Source organism: Streptomyces sp. NPDC048278 (assembly GCF_040652195.1).
Lineage (GTDB): Bacteria > Actinomycetota > Actinomycetes > Streptomycetales > Streptomycetaceae > Streptomyces.
In genome coordinates this window covers 12487-29050 of record NZ_JBEZLP010000066.1, presented here as the reverse complement: position 1 = coordinate 29050, position 16564 = coordinate 12487, and the positions used below count along the sequence as shown (strand labels likewise).

At 70.8% G+C, this 16564-nt stretch carries 18 protein-coding genes and 2 pseudogenes; 11 read left to right on the top strand and 9 right to left on the bottom strand.

Features of this window, described 5'->3' with window-relative positions:
* On the bottom strand, nt 1-180 hold a 180-nt coding region (locus AB0D74_RS49490), incomplete at its 3' end, for a hypothetical protein (RefSeq protein ID WP_362602960.1).
* Here AB0D74_RS49490 and AB0D74_RS49485 point away from each other — a divergent pair.
* Nucleotides 107-319, top strand: a pseudogene (locus AB0D74_RS49485) (hypothetical protein); the annotation flags it as partial. The gene AB0D74_RS49490 and the pseudogene AB0D74_RS49485 overlap by 74 nt on opposite strands.
* A 12-nt stretch (nt 320-331) precedes the next feature.
* Here AB0D74_RS49485 and AB0D74_RS49480 read toward each other — a convergent pair.
* The gene (locus AB0D74_RS49480) at nt 332-709 is read right to left on the bottom strand and encodes a fic family toxin-antitoxin system, toxin component (RefSeq protein WP_362602950.1); all 378 of its coding nucleotides are present in this window, start codon (nt 707-709) and stop codon (nt 332-334) included.
* Complete coding sequence (locus AB0D74_RS49475) at nt 709-948, bottom strand: hypothetical protein (RefSeq protein ID WP_362602946.1); 240 nt, start codon at nt 946-948, stop codon at nt 709-711. Before AB0D74_RS49475 ends, AB0D74_RS49480 begins: the two co-directional genes overlap by 1 nt.
* 191 nt (nt 949-1139) lie before the next feature.
* Between AB0D74_RS49475 and AB0D74_RS49470 the strand changes: the two genes are divergently transcribed.
* A complete protein-coding gene (locus tag AB0D74_RS49470) occupies nt 1140-2036 on the top strand; it encodes an alpha/beta hydrolase (protein ID WP_362602943.1) in 897 nt (298 codons plus the stop codon).
* Nucleotides 2037-2350: 314 nt separating this feature from the next.
* Here AB0D74_RS49470 and AB0D74_RS49465 read toward each other — a convergent pair whose 3' ends face one another.
* Nucleotides 2351-2578 (bottom strand): hypothetical protein, encoded by a 228-nt coding sequence (locus AB0D74_RS49465; protein ID WP_362602942.1) that lies wholly within the window; start codon nt 2576-2578, stop codon nt 2351-2353.
* 263 nt (nt 2579-2841) lie between these two features.
* Between AB0D74_RS49465 and AB0D74_RS49460 the strand changes: the two genes are divergently transcribed.
* The 4 genes and pseudogenes from AB0D74_RS49460 (at nt 2842) to AB0D74_RS49445 (ending at nt 5043) form a co-directional block, all read left to right on the top strand.
* Nucleotides 2842-3528 carry a phospholipid scramblase-related protein gene (locus tag AB0D74_RS49460; protein ID WP_362602939.1) on the top strand — a complete coding sequence of 229 codons (687 nt, stop codon included), beginning with the start codon at nt 2842-2844 and terminating at the stop codon, nt 3526-3528.
* Nucleotides 3529-3763: 235 nt separating this feature from the next.
* A complete protein-coding gene (locus AB0D74_RS49455) occupies nt 3764-3940 on the top strand; it encodes a hypothetical protein (protein WP_362602936.1) in 177 nt (58 codons plus the stop codon).
* A pseudogene (locus tag AB0D74_RS49450) lies at nt 3931-4056 on the top strand (IS5/IS1182 family transposase); the annotation flags it as partial. The gene AB0D74_RS49455 and the pseudogene AB0D74_RS49450, both read left to right, overlap by 10 nt.
* 297 nt (nt 4057-4353) lie before the next feature.
* Entirely contained in the window at nt 4354-5043 is a 690-nt protein-coding gene (locus AB0D74_RS49445) for a PASTA domain-containing protein (RefSeq protein WP_362602934.1), read from the top strand.
* 319 nt (nt 5044-5362) lie between these two features.
* Here the strand turns inward: AB0D74_RS49445 and AB0D74_RS49440 are convergent, their stop codons facing one another.
* From AB0D74_RS49440 to AB0D74_RS49420, 5 genes are read right to left on the bottom strand one after another with little or no spacing between them, the layout of a single operon-like run.
* Nucleotides 5363-5938, bottom strand: coding sequence for a hypothetical protein (locus AB0D74_RS49440; RefSeq protein WP_362602957.1), 576 nt, complete (start codon nt 5936-5938; stop codon nt 5363-5365).
* 11 nt (nt 5939-5949) lie between these two features.
* Nucleotides 5950-7347: a hypothetical protein gene (locus AB0D74_RS49435; protein WP_362602931.1), complete on the bottom strand. Its 1398-nt coding sequence runs from the start codon at nt 7345-7347 to the stop codon at nt 5950-5952.
* Nucleotides 7344-8153, bottom strand: coding sequence for an ABC transporter ATP-binding protein (locus AB0D74_RS49430; RefSeq protein WP_362602955.1), 810 nt, complete (start codon nt 8151-8153; stop codon nt 7344-7346). Before AB0D74_RS49430 ends, AB0D74_RS49435 begins: the two co-directional genes overlap by 4 nt.
* 20 nt (nt 8154-8173) lie before the next feature.
* Nucleotides 8174-9022: a zf-HC2 domain-containing protein gene (locus AB0D74_RS49425; RefSeq protein WP_362602929.1), complete on the bottom strand. Its 849-nt coding sequence runs from the start codon at nt 9020-9022 to the stop codon at nt 8174-8176.
* Entirely contained in the window at nt 9019-9579 is a 561-nt protein-coding gene (locus tag AB0D74_RS49420) for an RNA polymerase sigma factor (protein ID WP_362602926.1), read from the bottom strand. The genes AB0D74_RS49425 and AB0D74_RS49420 overlap by 4 nt, the downstream gene beginning before the upstream one ends.
* A gap of 427 nt (nt 9580-10006) precedes the next feature.
* On the opposite strand from AB0D74_RS49420, the gene AB0D74_RS49415 reads away from it, so the two are divergent.
* The 5 genes from AB0D74_RS49415 (at nt 10007) to AB0D74_RS49395 (ending at nt 16527) form a co-directional block, all read left to right on the top strand.
* Entirely contained in the window at nt 10007-11188 is a 1182-nt protein-coding gene (locus AB0D74_RS49415; RefSeq protein ID WP_362602953.1) for an ROK family transcriptional regulator, read from the top strand.
* A gap of 292 nt (nt 11189-11480) precedes the next feature.
* Complete coding sequence (locus AB0D74_RS49410) at nt 11481-13001, top strand: sugar ABC transporter ATP-binding protein (RefSeq protein WP_362602923.1); 1521 nt, start codon at nt 11481-11483, stop codon at nt 12999-13001.
* Entirely contained in the window at nt 12998-14035 is a 1038-nt protein-coding gene (locus tag AB0D74_RS49405; RefSeq protein ID WP_362602920.1) for an ABC transporter permease, read from the top strand. Before AB0D74_RS49410 ends, AB0D74_RS49405 begins: the two co-directional genes overlap by 4 nt.
* Nucleotides 14036-14199: 164 nt before the next feature.
* A complete protein-coding gene (locus AB0D74_RS49400) occupies nt 14200-15246 on the top strand; it encodes a substrate-binding domain-containing protein (protein ID WP_362602918.1) in 1047 nt (348 codons plus the stop codon).
* Between the two features lie 66 nt (nt 15247-15312).
* Nucleotides 15313-16527, top strand: a complete 1215-nt coding sequence (locus tag AB0D74_RS49395; RefSeq protein ID WP_362602915.1) for a Gfo/Idh/MocA family oxidoreductase — start codon at nt 15313-15315, stop codon at nt 16525-16527.
* Nucleotides 16528-16564 lie beyond the last annotated feature (37 nt).

Genomic DNA, 16564 nt, shown 5'->3' with positions numbered 1-16564 from the left:
GCGGATCACGGCCGCGGGGACGATCTGCTCCGCATGGGCGAAGCCCCAGCGACTCAGCGGGGCGTCCTGCCAGTTTTCCAGCGTGATCGGCCAGGCTGCACGGCCAGGCGAACTTCGAGGGGACAGCAGCCGAGCTGAGATCGCCTGCGCCCGGTCGCCGGGCAAGCCCGTGCGGTTCACGTATCCCGACGTCGACCCTGACGACCGGCCGTCCGCTGCCACCTCGGCAACCACGGCCGGCCGTCCGCCGTCTGACCGTCTCGCGGTGGCTTCGGCCGCCGCCCACCCCGCACCCTCCGCAGGCATCCCCAGGAATTGATCACCTGGGGATTCATGTGGCCCTGGGCCAGTCCCGCAGCAGGGCGGCGATCCTCGCAGCGGTGCACGCGGGGTCCCGCAGCAGGTCGCGCAGGGCGACGGCATCCTCCCTGGCGGGCTTGACCGGGATCCCGGAAGCCTCCAGGTACATCACGCCCGTCGCGGCAGCCACGGCCATGTTGGAGCGCTCCAGCCACCGGCAGCGGCCGAGGACGTGGACCAGGGCGGCGGCGCGGGCGTAGGGGCCGTCGTAGACGGGCCGGTCCAGCAGCTCGGCCCGGTGGGCGGCGACCGCAGCCACCGGCACTCCGTAGTCCTCGGGGGCGGGATCACCTGCCCCCGCGATCTCCGCGACCCGCAGGATCCAGGGCACATCGATGTGCAGGTCCATTACGCGGCGTGCGCTCCGGGCGCGCGGCTGTCGGCGTCTTCGGCTTCGTCGAAGACACCCTGGTGCTCGGCGAGGAACCGCTCCGCAGCGTCCAGCCCCCGCTGCCGTAGGCCTTCGGTGTCTTCGTGTACGAGGACGGAGATGTAGTCGCCGAGGCTCATGCCCCGGTCCCTGGCACGGGCTTCCGCCAGTTCCTTGATCTCGCTGTCGACGCGTGCGCCCAGCTGTGTCTTCGCCATGACCTGATGGTAACAGCTGTTACCACGCGTGGGGGCGGGAAGGTCTTCTGTGGACCGTCCGAATCGGGTGCCCGGCCTGGTCATGTGGTAGCCCGGACTTTCCTTCCTGTCGCCGGGCCCCAGTCGGGCCCGTGGGCGCAGGGTCACGGATTCCCGCTCGTCGCACCCTCCGGACCGGAGGGGCGGGCTCTGTGCGACTCCGGCTCACCGACGACACGGCCCCCCAGGAGGAGTTCTGGGAGTGGCGCGGACATCGCATTCACCTGGATCGCTATCCCGACCCCGCCGCGAAGGCGAAGGTCGTGCTGCACCACGGCGTGGGCACGAACGGCCGTCAGATGTCCCTCATCCTGGGCGCCCCGCTCGCACAGCGCGGCTTCGAGACGGTTGCCCTGGACAACCTCGGCTACGGCCTCACCCAGGTCAAACCCGGCACCACCCCGTCCTACGACGACTGGGTCGACCTCGTCGTCGACTTCCTCGCCCACGAACAGTCCCGTGACGACCGCCCCATCGTGCTCTACGGCCTGAGCGCAGGCGGCATGCTCACCTACCACGTCGCCGCCAAAGCCCCGCGCGGCACCCTGGCCGGCATCGTCGGCATGACCTTCCTCGACCAGCGCGACCAGCAGGTGCGCGACGAGACCTCCCACGACCGCTTCGCCTCCCGCGTGGGCGCCCCGCTCATGGGACTGCTGGCGAAGACCCCGGCCGCCTCGACGAAGTACCCGATGAGCCTGGCCTCCAAGATGTCCGCCCTGGCCAATGACCCCGGCGCGATGAAGGTCTTCATGAAGGACCGGACCTCGGCGGCGAACTGGGTCAGCATCCGCTTCCTGGACCGCTACCTGAACTACGCCCCTGCCGTCGAGCCGGCCGACTTCGACGCCTGCCCGGTCCTGCTGACCCAGCCCGCAGAGGACCGCTGGACCCCGCACCACCTCAGCGTTCCCGTCCTGTCCCGCATCACCAGGATTCCGGTCCAAACCCTCATGCTGGACAACGCCGGTCACTACCCCCTCGAAGAACCCGGCCTGCAGCAGATGCAGACCGCCGTCGCCGACTTCGTCACCCAGCACACCACCTGACCAACCCGGATCGGTTCAAAGCCCCCACTCGTCAGTAGGCGTCCGGGATGCGTGCCTGGGGATCGACATTGCCCGCGAGACCGACCCGGCCTCGTGATGCGGCGGGCGCGGACATGCAGTCGCCGACGGTCATGGAGTTGTAGAGGCCTGCGCTCCTGGCGGTGAGGCGAAGGAAGGCGCGGTTGGTCGGGGATCAGGCGGACCCCTGTGTCAGTCCCCGCACGCCGAGGCGTGAGGTGGGGATGAGGGTCTTCGGCGCGCTGAGCGCCTTCGCGTGGCTGCGGCGCACGTGCTCCGCCGTCGCGCGCTCGTGGTCAACGCCCGCCCGGGCCGGGGGAGTGTCCGAGTCCGGGCAGCAAGTCGACTTCCACGCCTGGAACAGCGCGGTGGCCGGCGGCGGACGAGGATCGCCACCCGTGGTCGTCCTCGCCGAAGATCACCAGTAGCGGTTTGCCGAGGGCCGTCAGCCGGCCCAGGAGCGCCCGGTGCTCCAGGCAGTCGCGGGTGGCCTGCGTCGTTGCGGTGAGCGTGTGGTGCATCATGCGGCGCACGTCCTCCGGGAGCTCCGGTGGGATCTGATGGCCCGCGCGGCTGAAACCGGTGCTCCCCGAACCCGCGGAGCTGCTCGTCGGCCGGCGGCCACTGCGAAAGTCCGATGAGGACGGACTGCGGTGCGATGAAGGGGCCGTCCATGAGCCCACTGCCCCGATGCGGCCGAAGTCGATGACCCGCGATTCGTCACGGTGTGGCCACGAGACGGCGCGCGGCCGACCGGGACGCGGCCCCCGGAGAGTAACTTGCCGCGGTGACCACACAATCGAACACTCCTGACCCGAAGGTCAGCCGCCAGGTGCAGCAGCAGGCCGGGATCGCCCCGAGCGGTCCCGGCGGGGGCACCCTCTTCACCGAACCGGTTCTGGTCGTGAACCAGAAGGCCAAGCTCATAGAGCTGACCAACGAGTACAAGGTCATGGACCAGCACGGCAACCAGCTCGGGTCCGTGGCCGAGGTCGGGCAGAGCGCGCTGCGCAAGGTCGTACGCTTCATCAGCGACCTGGACCAGTACTTCACCCACCGGCTGGAGATCCGGGACGCCCAGGGGCAGCCGGTGCTGCAACTGACCCGTCCCGCGAAGATATTCAAGTCGCGGGTGGTCGTTACCCGTCCGGACGGAGAACCGGTGGGCGAATTGGTCCAGCAGAACGTCTTCGGAAAGATCAACTTCGCCATCAACGCCGGTGGGAGCCAGATCGGCGCCATCAAGGGAGAGAACTGGCGCGCCTGGAACTTCGCCGTCGTCGACCAGGCGGGCACCGAGGTCGCCCGGATCACCAAGACCTGGGAGGGCCTCGCGAAGACCATGTTCACCACGGCGGACAACTACGTCCTCCAGATCCACCAGCAACTCCCCGAGCCGTTGCGGAGTCTGGTCGTCGCCACGGCACTGACGGTCGACACGGCTCTGAAGCAGGACGCCCGCGGACTGGGCTGACCACGAGCCGCGTTGGAGCGGCGCAAGATGCACACGTCGGGGCAGCGGAGCCTGCCCCGACCGGATCCACACGGCATCACATGGCTCCCCCTCGTGGTCGTACCTGTCGATCTCCGACGGACGGTCGGCCCAAGTCCTCTGCCCTGGAAGGGCGTCGACACGGAGACGGGGCGCGCGGATCTTCCCGGTCGGCCGACGGGACGTGGGAGCGTCTACTGCACCGGATCCTGGCACCTTGCAAGGCCGGCCATGGTCGCTGCCGCCGACCGAGCGGGTGCTGCTGGTCGCGGTCCACCACCGCACGAACCTGACCATCCGGCAGTTCGGCCCGCTGTGCCGACACCCGGCTGGTGATCGCGGGCGCGCGGCCGGTGCCGGGCACGACCACGTACGCGCACGCCTGCCCGGGTAGAACACGTCATCGGCCGGATGAAGAACTGCGAGATCCTCCGAGACTGCCGTCAGCGGGGCGAGGGTCTTCATCACGCGGTCCAGGCCGTCGCCCACATGCACAACCTCGCCCTCGCGACAGCGCCCCGGACCAGAGGAGGTCTGGGGCTCCGCTGCACCTCACTGCGGTCGCGGGCACCGTCCACGTGCGGGTGTGTGCCTGCGCGGCGCGGGCCACGTCGGGCAGCGGAACGAAGGGTCCTAGCGCGGCAACCGGCTTCGCCGGGCGAGTCCGCGGCCCGTTTCCGGGGCCCCTCCAGTTCGTCCCGCGCGGACGGTCCCTGTTCCGTTGACCGGACCGGTACGCGACAGGCCGTGGCCCGAGCCGCACGTTGGTAGCCAATGAACTGACGAAAAGGGGCAGTTATGGCAGTTATGAGACACGCATCGAGGTCGGCGATTCGCCGCAGGTTCGCCGAGGCGGTCGTGGGGCTGCGGAGGCGGGCGGCACACACGGTGCACTCGCCCAGGGCGGTGGTGCTGATCGTGGCGGCCCTCGTGGCCACTGCGTTCGCCGTGACACCCGCCTCCGCCGACGATCCCGGACTGCAGTGCGCGGTAACCGCGACCGCCTCGATCACGGTGACGCCCTCACCCGTGGTGTACGGCCAGAACGCGACCCTGCAGTGGAGCGCGGACTGCGTGGGCGGTTCGTCCGAGGCCGTGCTGCTCATCAGCGGACCGGGCACATCGTCGGCCCCGGTCCCGGTCGGCGGCGGATCGGAGACGGTGTTCATCTCCCAGCCCGGGACGCTCACTTGGGGTGTGACGGTGGTCGACCAGTCGTCGGACACCTCGTACAGCAGGGGCCTGGCCACCGTTTCGGCCTCGGTCACCGGCGTCACCACCGTGCCCGACCTGACGGGTGACTCGCAGCCACAGGCCACCGCGGACCTCCAGGCCGCCGGCGGATATGTGCTCAACGTCGTCGGCAGCCTCGTCGACTGCGACCACATCGGCACGGTCAGCGATCAGACTCCGAAAGCGGGCACAGTACTGCTTCCGCATTCCCCGGTCTCCGTCTGGTTCGGCAAGAAACCCGCCTCCGGCCGGTGCGATCTGTGATCCTTGCGATTCCACGCCTGCCCTGCTTCGTGCGCAGCGGGGCGGGCGTGAACGCGTGCATCCCTCGGCCTCACCGTGCGGAGTGCACCGCAGACCGGCGCCACCTTCTATGGGGGCACCCGCCATTGCTTCGATCGCCGTCCGACTTGCTCGCGTGCGGACCTGGCGGCGATCCGGACGCGGACGCCATCCACCACCGCCAAAGCCACCGGAGTTCGACTGAGGTCGAAACAGAGCTCCGTCAGAGTGCAGGTCAGCTCGTTGGCCGGGGGCATCCGTAACGGTCACCACCGTCCCCCGATCCGGCAGCCCGCGACGCCTACCGTCTCGGTCCCGCGACGGCGTAGGCCGTGGTGCCGGTGGCTGTGAGGACCACGGCTGTCCAGGTGCCCGCAGACATGCCGGGTGGCAGCAGCATCCAGGACGCCACCTGCGTCGGCACATTCGTCGGGAGAGGGGCGAAGAACGAGTAGGAGAGCCAGGCGAACGGCAGCGTCCACGCGTACGGCCCCCCGCACACCGCCGCCCCGACGGCGGCGAGCCCCATCAGGCCCGCGCTGTCCCGGACGATGAACGCGGTGGTGGCGAGGTCGGCGCCGGCTGTCCGTACCGCCAGCGGGATCGCGGCGACGAGCGCACCGCCGAGCAGCACATGCGCCGCCCTGCGGGGCACCCAGCGGATCGCGGCCGTCCGGTCCAGCGCGAGGTCCTGCCCGCCGAGCCCGACCGAGACCGCCATCGCTCCCGCGGCGAGGACGAGCACGGGCAGCCGTGGATCCCCCGGCTCCCCGCTGCCGTCCCGGGCGAGCGCCCACGCCGCCACCGTGCTGATCACCACCACGGCGAGCGACGCGGGCACCTGACGCGAGCGCGCGTACAGCGTCACCCACCTCATCGGGACGCGGCTCATCGCGACGCACCGCCGGTCAGCGTCTTGAGCGTGTCTCCCCGGCAGGAGAGCGCGGCGGCGCGCATCGCGTCGATCCGCGACACCTGCTCGGTTCGGGGCAGCGCCTGAAGGTCCTTCCACACGGCGCGGGCCTGGGTGTCGAACTCGCGGCGCATGCCCGCCGACTCCGTGCTGGGCAGCGACCTGAGGTCGCCGAGGACCCAGCCCACCGCGACGGTCTGCGCGACGTCGTCCTCGCCGGTGCTGAACCAGCCGACGGGGCCGCACCCCGGCACCATGCCCTTGGCGATCAGGGCCCACGTCAGCTCCTTGCCCTTCGCGGCGGTGACGATGTCGTCGTCGAAGTCGAAGAGCACGGTCCTACGGGACCACCGCGGCGTGCTGCCCTCCGGCTGGACGGCGGTGTTCTCCCGGACCGAGACCGGCGCCCGGCCGCCCAGGGCATGGTGCAGCAGACGCAGCGCCTCCTTGCCGGGACCCGCCAGGTCGGCGAGCCGTCCCTGGTGTGCCCTCGTCACGCACACCGGGCCGTCGCACACCAGAGCGGCGGCGGCCTCGTCGCGGACGTAGATCCGGCTCGGGTCGGAGGGGAGGACGAGCAGAGCGATCGCCGCGCCCGCGAGGACGGGCGACAGGGCGAGCAGCCGGGTGCGCGGGGTCGCGGCGACCAGCAGGGCGAAGCCCGTCGCGGCCAGGCCGAGCAGCCAGATCGTCTGTCCGACGTGCACGGAGGCGGAGAGCGTGACGAACACGTTGCTCACGTCGGCCACCACCGGTGAGAGCAGCGAGATCTGCTTCGGCTCCGTGACCGGGAAACCGTCCGCCGTGGTCGTCCGTGTCTGGCCCAGGGACGCGTGCATGAGCGCCGTGAACGCGAAGGCGACCATGGCCAGCAGCGGCGGGGTGAGCGGGGACGGCAGAGTGCGCCCGGCCCCCATGCCCAGCACGGCTCCCGCGACGAGGGAGAGCGCCCCGACCAGCGAGATCGGCAGCCATCCGAGGTGCATGTAGTCGGTGTGGGCGAGCACTTGGACACCGCCCGCGAGGACGAGGAGCGCGAACGCCGAAGCCAGGCTGGTCGCCACGGTGCCCGCGAGCGCGGCGGCGCGGTGCCAGGCGGGTCGCGAGGTCGTCGTCAGCAGCTCGGACATCTTCGAGCGGTGGTCGCGCAGACCCTGCAGGGCACCGAGCCCCACGGCCAGCGGCCACAGGTAGAACAGCAGGCCCCGGGTCCACAGGGCCAAGGACGTCCACTGCGCCGTCCACGCCGTGGTGCCCGTCCACCATCCGCCGTTCAGCAGGTACAGGAACGCCAGCGCGGTCGTCAGGACCACGGCACCGGCCCAGGGGGCGACGGAGCGCTTCAACTCGATGCGCAGGACACGGCTGTTCACCAGGTGCCCCTCTCCTGCTCGGAGCTCTGCAGCAGTGCCGAGTAGCCGCGCTCCAGCGGACTGTCGCCCACCTGCTCCGGTCCGCCCACCGCGGCCAGCTCGTCCGGGGTGCCCTGGAAGACCAGCCGGCCCTCGGCGAAGAGCACCACGTCGGTGCAGGCGGCGGCCACGTCCTCCACCAGGTGGGTCGAGACGACCACGCAGGTGTCCCTGCCCAGCTCCTGCAGCAGCTCGCGAAAGCGCAGCCGCTGCGCCGGGTCCAGGCCGGCCGTCGGCTCGTCCAGCAGCAGGATCGTCGGGTCGTTGACGATGGCCTGGGCGATGCCCACCCGCCGCACCATGCCGCCGGACAGGGTCTTCATCCGCTTGTCCGCGCGGTCGGCCAGGCCCACCCGCTCCACGGCGTGCTGCACCGCCGCGGGGATGTCCGCCTCGGGTACCTCCTTCAGCCACGCCATGTACTCGACGAACTCGCGGACCGTGAAGCGCTTGTAGTAGCCGAACTCCTGCGGCAGATAGCCGATCCGGCGGCGCAGCGCACGGTGTTCGCCCATGCCCCCCGCGGACTCCCCGAGCAGCTCCAGGGTGCCCTCGGCGGGGCGCAGCACGGTGGCCAGCGCCCGGATGAGGGTGGTCTTGCCCGCCCCGTTGGGGCCGAGGAGGCCGTGTACGCCGGTGCCCAGCGACAGGTCGAGACCGTCGACGGCCATCCGGTTCCTGCCGACCCTGACCTTCAGCCCGCTGGCCCGGATCTCCCAGGCGTAGGGCGTCGGTGCGATGTCGGCCGCGCTCACCGCGGGCATCATGTGGTGTTCCTCTCCGATGGTCAACGATGGGCTCCCAGCACGGAGTACGCGCCCCTGCGGGCGATCACGACACCGATGCCGAGTGCGAGGATCAGCGCCCACACGGGCAGGCCGACCGTCCGCAGCGCGAAGGTCGTACGGCCGGTGGACAGGCTCGGCGCCACGACCACGGCGGCCCACCCGGCCACCAGCCAGCCCGCGGCGCGGGTCACGCCGACGACACCGCCGAGCGCCAGGGTCGTCGAGGTGAAGGCCAGACAGGGCAGCAGCCATTGCGCGGCCGTCACCCCGGTCACCCCGGTCGCCCATCCGCCGAGCAGCAGCGCGGGGACGACCACGGCGAGCACGGCCGCGGTGCGCCGCAGCACGAGATACAGTCCCGCCCGTGGCACGGAGGCCGTCAGCTCGTACGCCGGGTCCAGGCCGCGCGACCATGACGCCGCGACGCCGAGCACCGGCAGGACCGGGGCGAACAGCAACACCAACGACACGCCGGAGCCGGTGCCGGTGCCGGTGCCAGGGACGGTGCCGGTCAGGTCGAGCAGCAAGGCGAGCAGCGTCACGGCCACGACCATGGCCACCCACGGCACCATCGTCGGCGTCAGCCATCTCGACATCCGCGCGGACCAGCGCCGTCGCCGCGGCATCGGCGCGATGTCGGCCAGCCGGGGTTCGAGGTCGGACCACACGGTGCCGACCAGCGCCGCGACGGCGGGAGCCTGCGCCGTGACCGAGTCCGACAGCCGGTCACGGCACACCCGGCACGCCTCCAGATGGGCCTCCAGGGCCCACACCTCGTCGGCGGCGAGCTCCGTGTCGCCGCGCGCGTACCCGTCGATGACCCGGATCGACGCGTGTTCCCCACTCATGCCAGCGCCTTCCGCATCTCGATCCGGGCCCTGCGGGCACGGGTCTTGACCGTGCCCTCGGGCAGTCCCAGCAGCACCGAGGTCTCCCGGACGGACAGCCCGTCGAGCACCAGGGCCTGCAGCACCTCTCGGAGTTCCGGCGCGAGGCGCCGCAGCGCGTCCCCGACCTCGCCGCCGACGGTCGCCGCGAGCGCCTCCTCCTCGGCGGCAGGCGCCATGGGGCGCGGTGCGGCCGCGGGTGGCGGCTCCGCGTGGTGGGCCCGGCGCCGGAACGCGTCGACGAGTCGGCGCGCCGCGATCGTCCACAGCCAGCCGACGGCGCTTCCCCCGGCCGCGGTCCCGACGAACGCTCCCGCCGCGCGCCACACGGCCAGGTACGTCTCCTGCATGACCTCGGCGACGACCTGCTCGTCCGCACAGCGGCGGCGCAGCCGCACCGCCATCCACGGCGACGTACGCCGGTACAGCTCCTCGAACGCGGCACGGTCACCCCTGGCCACCAGCCGCACGAGATGCTCCTCGGCCAGCTCGCCCGGTGCCTTCCTGACTGATCTCACACCCGCTAGACGCCGCCCACGGACGCCAGGTTTTCCCCTGGGCGTGACCCCGGTCACAGTGCCGCACGACGTCGACGGTGGCGGTACCGGACGACCGGCCGCTCACGGCCGAGTTCGACGCCCTCGGCGTTCGCGCAGGTCCTGGCCTGCAGCGGATTCACTCCGTCTTCGGCCGCCCCGGCCCTGTATTCGTGCCTGCAGAACGCCACGTCGATCGGCTCGGCCGGCGCCGGCGGCGCTGTGGCCCCGCATGGAGCCCCACGCAGACTTTGTCCTCGGAGTGGAAAAAGGTGGATCCGTTTCGCTCCTAAGTTCTTCACGGTTTGGCAAATCGCTGCTACGTTCCTTCCCGAAGCCAGAGGACTTTGCCGACGCGGACAGAGGCCTGGGCCCTAGCCTGGGACGAGGGGAGGGGTTCGTGAGACGCATGACTGCTCGACCTGAGAACGCGCATCAGGCGCGGCTGCTTCGCCTGCTGCGTGACGGCGGGTCCAACTCCCGTGCCCAACTGGGTGACCTGGTGGATCTGTCGCGTTCGAAGCTGGCTGTCGAGGTGGACCGGCTGCTGGAGACGGGGCTGGTTGTCGCGGACGGGTTCGCCCCCTCACGCGGCGGCCGACGCTCGCACAACATCAGGCTCGCGCCGACGCTGCGTTTCCTCGGCGTCGACATCGGCGCCACGTCGATCGATGTGGCCGTGACGAACGCGGAGTTGGAGGTCCTGGGGCACCTGAACCATCCGATGGATGTCCGTGAAGGGCCGGTGGCGGTCTTCGAGCAAGTGCTGTCGATGGCTGCCAAGCTCAAGGCATCCGGTGTCGTGGAGGGCTTCGACGGCGCCGGCATCGGGGTCCCGGGGCCGGTCCGCTTTCCGGAAGGTGTGCCGGTCGCGCCTCCGATCATGCCGGGGTGGGACGGCTTCCCGGTGCGGGAGGCGCTCAGCCAGGAACTCGGCTGTCCGGTCATGGTCGACAACGACGTGAACCTGATGGCTGTGGGGGAGCAGCACGCGGGCGTGGCACGTTCCGCGCGTGACTTCCTGTGCATCAAGATCGGCACCGGCATCGGCTGCGGGATCGTGGTCGGTGGCGAGGTCTACAGGGGGACGACGGGCAGCGCCGGAGACATCGGGCACATTCCGGTGGAACCGGGAGGCCGTGCTTGTGCGTGCGGCAACCGAGGCTGCCTGGAGGCGCATTTCAGCGGTGCCGCGCTGGCCGGCGATGCGGAGGAGGCCGCGCGAGCGGGCCGGTCGCCGGAGCTCGCCGCCCGGCTGGAGGCGGCCGGGCGGCTGACCGCCGCGGACGTGTCGGCAGCCGCCGTGGCGGGCGACCAGGTGGCTCTCGAACTGATCAGGGAGGGCGGGAAGCGTCTGGGCCAGGTCATCGCCGGACTGGTCAGTTTCTTCAACCCCGGCCTGGTGGTGATCGGCGGTGGTGTGACCGGGCTCGGCCACACGCTGCTCGCCAGTGTCCGGACCCAGGTGTACCAGCAGTCCTTGCCGCTTGCCACCCGCAACCTGCCCATCGTGCTGGGCGAGTTGGGGCCGAACGCCGGAGTCATCGGCGCGGCCCGGCTCATCAGCGATCACGTCTTCTCGCCTGCCTGACCGGATACAGATCATCCCGAATGCCACCGCGATCCGATGGCATCGCCGCAGTCCCCTGGCATGGCCGCAATCCCGGGCCGCCACCTCAACCCCCTAGAGCGCTGTACCACTCCACGACGCTTCGGTGACCTGGTCCGGCCACCGCGCTGATCGCATGGCCGTCAGGCCCTCTCCGGCACCACCCGTACGCCCCGGCACGCACGACGCCTGGGGCTCCCCGGAGCTGCCCGCACACCCGAACTCCCTGTTCAGCCTGCCCACTCACGGCCCGCATCCGCCGAGGGGATCCTTCATGGCACCACCACCCCTGCTCACCATGTCCGGCATCACCAAGTCCTTCCCGGGCGTCCGCGCCCTGGACGGTGTGGACCTCGACGTCCAGGCCGGCGAAGTCCATTGCCTCCTCGGCCAGAACGGCGCCGGCAAGTCCACCCTGATCAAAGTGCTCGCCGGAGCCCACCAGCCCGACGGCGGTGAGATCACCTGGCAGGGCGAGCCCGTGACCCTGGGATCGCCGATCGCCGCCATGCGTCTCGGCATCGCCACCATCTACCAGGAACTCGACCTGATCGAGGGGCTGTCCGTCGCGGAGAACGTCTTCCTCGGACACGAACCGACCTCTGCCGGGTTCGTCGTGCGCGGCTCGGCCGCCCGCACGGCGACCGCGGAACTGCTGAAGCGTCTCGGGCACTCGGAGATCGATCCCGCACGGCTCGCCGGTGAACTGTCCGCGGCGCAGCAGCAGATCGTCTCGATGGCCCGCGCACTCTCCCACGAGGTGCGGCTGATCGTGATGGACGAGCCGTCGGCGGCGCTCGACCCCGAAGAGGTGGACAACCTGTTCAGGATCGTGGGCGATCTGACGGCCGAGGGTGTCGCCGTCATCTACATCTCCCACCGCCTGGAGGAGATCCGGCGCATCGGAGACCGGGTCACGGTTCTGAAGGAGGGCCGGTCGGTCGCCGACGGTCTGCCCGCCAAGTCGACTCCGACCCATGAGGTCGTGGCCCTGATGACCGGGCGGAATGTGGAGTACGTCTTTCCCGAGCGGCCCGAGGCCGGGTTCGCCGAGGGGAGGGAGCCGGTACTGAGGGTCGAAGGACTCACCAGGCGAAGGGAGTTCGCGCCCGTCGATCTGGAGCTGCGGCCCGGTGAGATCGTCGGTCTGGCCGGACTCGTCGGCTCCGGGCGCAGCGAGATCCTGGAGACGGTCTACGGGGCGCGCAGGCCCGACGGCGGTCGTGTCCTCGTCGACGGCACGCCGCTGCGTCCCGGCAGCGTCCGGGCCGCCGTGCGCGCCGGCATCGGCCTCGCGCCCGAGGAACGCAAGGCCCAGGGCCTGCTGATGCTGGAGTCCGTCAGCAGCAACGTCTCGATCTCCACCCTGTCCCGGTTCGCCCGCGCGGGCTGGCTCGACCGGCGTACCGAGCGAGCAGCGGCGCACCAGGCGGTCCGGGAGCTGTCCTTGCGGCCCGACAATCCCGATGCCGCGATCAGGACGCTGTCCGGCGGCAACCAGCAGAAGGCGGTGCTCGCACGCTGGCTGTTGCGCGGCTGCAAGGTGCTGCTGCTGGACGAGCCCACCCGGGGTGTCGACATCGGTGCCCGGGCGGAGCTCTACACGGTGATCCGCCGCCTGGCCGACGAGGGTCTGGCCGTACTGCTCGTGTCCAGCGAGGTGCCTGAGGTCCTGGGGCTCGCCGACCGGGTGCTGGTGCTCCGTGAAGGCACCGTCGTGCACACGGCGGACGCCCGGGAGCTCGACGAGCACCGTGTACTCGATCTTGTGATGGAAGGGAGCCCGACGTCATGACGCAGCCAGCCGCTTCGGCACACAAGGACGCGCCGACGTCCACCGCCAAGGCCGCGGCGGACAAGGAGGGTTCGGGAGCGCGCCGACCACTGGGCGGGTGGGGGGACGTGCGTACCCTGTCCCTGCTCGGTGTCCTCGCCGTGCTCGTCGCGGTCGGTGGGATCACCGCACCGGACGAGTTCCTGAAGACGAGCAATCTGCAACTCATCCTCACCCAGGCGTCGGTGATCGGCGTCGTCACCGTCGGCATGACGTTCGTCATCACCAGCGGCGGGATCGACCTGTCGGTCGGCGCGATGGTGGCGCTCGCCTCGGTGTGGGCGACGACGGTGGCCACACAGGACTTCGGCTTCGCGGGCATCCTCTTCACCGCTGTGATCGTCGGCGTGGGCTGCGGTCTCGTGAACGGCCTGCTCATCGCCTACGGCAGGATGGTGCCGTTCATCGCGACGCTGGCCATGCTCGCGTCCGCCCGGGGTCTGGCGCTGCAGATCACGGGCGGCACCACCCAGATCGTGAGCGTCCAATCCGTGCTCGATCTCGGTGCCAGGGACTCCTACGTCCTCGGCATCCCGCCCCTCGTTCTGATATTCGCCGTCGTCACCGTCATCGGCTGGCTGTTGCTCAACCGCACCACCTTCGGCCGCCGCACCGTCGCGGTCGGCGGCAACGCGGAAGCGGCACGTCTGGCCGGCATCGACGTCCGCCGCCAGCGTCTGTATCTGTACCTGCTGTCCGGACTGTGCTGCGGAATCGCCGCGTTCATGCTGATCGTGCTCGCCGGGTCGGGCCAGAACACCAACGGCAACCTCTACGAGCTGGACGCCATCGCCGCCGCGATCATCGGCGGCACCCTGCTCAGCGGCGGTCGCGGCACCATCGTCGGCTCCGTCCTCGGGGTGCTGGTCTTCACCACCATCACCAACATCTTCGCCCTGAACAACCTCGAGACCGCTGTCCAGCAGATCGCCAAGGGCGCCATCATCGTCGCCGCCGTCCTGGTCCAGCGCCGCTCGGCGCACGGCGACGCCTGACGCGCCGGCGCCACCCGACGCTCTGCCCCACACCGCCGGACGGCGGCCCCTGACACCGCCGTCCGGCCCCCCACCGCCACCATCCGGCACCCCCCACAGCCTCCATCCGGCACCTCCACAGCCTTCATCCGACACACACCGCCCAGTCGAAGGGTCGATCCGCCATGCCCAGAACCCCCGCCACCAGCCGCAGAGCGCTGCTGTTCGGCACCGCGGCCGTGTCCGCCGGTGCGCTGCTGACGGCCTGTACCAGCAACGACCCCAAGAACAAGGAAACGGCCGCGGACAACGCCCCGGTCGCGGACGACAAGCCCGGCAAGGCCGTCACCATCGGCTTCGCCGGCCCGCAGGCCGACCACGGCTGGCTCAACGCCATCAACGACAACGCCAAGTCCCGTGCCGAGAAGTACTCCGACGTCACGCTGGAGATCACCGAGGGTTCCAACGACATCGCCCAGCAGATCGGCCAGGTCCAGACGCTGATCAACAAGAAGGTCGACGTCCTGGTGATCCTGCCGGCCGACGGCAAGGCACTGACCCAGGTCGGTCTGCAGGCCATGAAGGCCGGCATCCCCGTCGTCAACCTGGACCGCGTCTTCGCCTCCCCGCAGGCGTACCGCTGCTGGATCGGCGGCGACAACTACGGCATGGGGCTCAACGCCGGCCACTACATCGGCGAACAGCTCAAGGGCAGGAAGAACGCCAAGGTCGTCGAACTCGCCGGCCTCGACAACCTCGAACTCACCCAGCAGCGCACCAAGGGCTTCGACGACGCGCTGAAGAACTACCCCAACATCCGCAAGGTGGCCCGCCAGGCGGCCGACTTCACGGTCGAGTCCGGCCAGGCCAAGATGGCGCAACTCCTGCAGGCCCAGCCGCAGTTCGATGCGCTGTGGAACCACGACGACGACCAGGGCGTGGGCGCGCTGCGGGCCATCGACCAGGCCGGCCGCGACGACTTCCTCATGGTCGGCGGCGCGGGGGCCAAGTCCGCGATGGACGCCATCAAGGCCGGAAAGGGCGTGCTCAAGGCGACCGTCCTGTACCCGCCGACGATGGCCGCCTCCGCCATCGACCTGGCCCGGGCGCTCGCCCAGGGCAAGGGCGTCGGCGGCCTCGCCGAGTTCGAGATCCCGTCCTCGGTGACGCTCTACTCGGCCGTGGTCACCAAGGACAACGTCGACCAGTACCTGCCGACCGGCTTCATCTGACCGGTCCGGGCCGGGGGCCCCGCGAACACAGCGATGAGTCAGTGACACTCCGACGAGGAGATCCGTATGGAACAGAGGGACAGTCGGACCGCCCCGCCGGCACTCGGCGTGGGGATGGTCGGCTACGCGTTCATGGGCGCCGCGCACTCACAGGGGTGGCGCACCGTGGGGCACGTGTTCGACCTGCCGCTGCGGCCGGTGCTGGCCGCGATCGCCGGCCGCGACGCGCACGCCGTGCGGGCCGCCGCGGACAAGCACGGCTGGGCCGCGGCGGAGACCGACTGGCGCGCCCTCGTGGCCCGCGACGACGTACAACTCGTCGACATCTGCACACCGGGCGACAGCCATGCGGAGATCGCGATCGCCGCGCTGGAGGCGGGCAAGCACGTGCTGTGCGAGAAGCCGCTGGCCAATTCGGTCGCCGAGGCCGAGGCCATGGTGACGGCCGCAGAAGCGGCCCGCTCGCGAGGTCAGTTGGCGATGGTGGGCTTCAACTACCGGCGCGTGCCCGCCCTCGCCTACGCCCGCCGGCTCATCGCGGACGGCAGGCTGGGCACGCTGCGCCATGTACGGGTCTGCTACCTCCAGGACTGGCTCGTCGACCCCGACTTCCCCCTGACGTGGCGGCTGCAGCGGGAACACGCGGGGTCGGGGGCGCTGGGCGACCTCGGCGCGCACATCGTCGACCTCGCCCAGTACCTGGCGGGTGAGCCGCTGGTCGGGGTCTCCGCCCAGATGGAGACCTTCGTCAAGGAACGCCCCCGCCTCGACGGTGTCTCCTCCGGTCTCACGGCTTCCGGCGGCACCCGGCGCGGGCCGGTCACGGTCGACGACGCGGCCGTGTTCACCGGCCGGCTCGCCTCGGGGGCCCTCGCCTCGTTCGAGGCGACCCGGATGGCATCGGGGCGCAAGAACGCCCTGAGCCTGGAGGTGAACGGCGAGTTCGGTTCGCTCGCCTTCGACCTCGAGCGCCTCAACGAGCTGTCCTTCCACGACCACCGGGAGCCCGCCGCCACCGCGGGGTTCCGCAGGATCGTCGTCACCGAGCCCGAACACCCTTACCTGGAGGGCTGGTGGCCGCCCGGCCACGCGCTCGGCTACGAGCACACCTTCGCCCACCAGGCCCGTGATCTGGTCGAGGCCATCGCCTCCGGCACCGATCCGATCCCGTCGTTCGCCGACGGTCTGCAGGTGCAGCGGGTGCTCGCCGCGGTGGAGGAGAGCGCGCGGAAGAACTCCGTGTACACCCCTGTCCAGGCCGTCGTGGCCGAAGTCCGGTAGCGATCCGGCACGAACCTCCGCCTCTCTTGGAGCCGCC

What these genes read in the sequence shown, in the direction of transcription:
- AB0D74_RS49400 (WP_362602918.1), top strand. Translation starts at nt 14,200, where the DNA reads ATGCCCAGAACCCCCGCCACCAGCCGCAGAGCGCTGCTGTTCGGCACC.
- AB0D74_RS49430 (WP_362602955.1), bottom strand. Translation starts at nt 8,153, where the DNA reads ATGATGCCCGCGGTGAGCGCGGCCGACATCGCACCGACGCCCTACGCC.
- AB0D74_RS49440 (WP_362602957.1), bottom strand. Translation starts at nt 5,938, where the DNA reads ATGAGGTGGGTGACGCTGTACGCGCGCTCGCGTCAGGTGCCCGCGTCG.
- AB0D74_RS49415 (WP_362602953.1), top strand. Translation starts at nt 10,007, where the DNA reads ATGACTGCTCGACCTGAGAACGCGCATCAGGCGCGGCTGCTTCGCCTG.
- AB0D74_RS49395 (WP_362602915.1), top strand. Translation starts at nt 15,313, where the DNA reads ATGGAACAGAGGGACAGTCGGACCGCCCCGCCGGCACTCGGCGTGGGG.
- AB0D74_RS49475 (WP_362602946.1), bottom strand. Translation starts at nt 948, where the DNA reads ATGGCGAAGACACAGCTGGGCGCACGCGTCGACAGCGAGATCAAGGAA.
- AB0D74_RS49410 (WP_362602923.1), top strand. Translation starts at nt 11,481, where the DNA reads ATGGCACCACCACCCCTGCTCACCATGTCCGGCATCACCAAGTCCTTC.
- AB0D74_RS49425 (WP_362602929.1), bottom strand. Translation starts at nt 9,022, where the DNA reads ATGAGTGGGGAACACGCGTCGATCCGGGTCATCGACGGGTACGCGCGC.
- AB0D74_RS49405 (WP_362602920.1), top strand. Translation starts at nt 12,998, where the DNA reads ATGACGCAGCCAGCCGCTTCGGCACACAAGGACGCGCCGACGTCCACC.
- AB0D74_RS49465 (WP_362602942.1), bottom strand. Translation starts at nt 2,578, where the DNA reads ATGATGCACCACACGCTCACCGCAACGACGCAGGCCACCCGCGACTGC.
- AB0D74_RS49445 (WP_362602934.1), top strand. Translation starts at nt 4,354, where the DNA reads ATGAGACACGCATCGAGGTCGGCGATTCGCCGCAGGTTCGCCGAGGCG.
- AB0D74_RS49480 (WP_362602950.1), bottom strand. Translation starts at nt 709, where the DNA reads ATGGACCTGCACATCGATGTGCCCTGGATCCTGCGGGTCGCGGAGATC.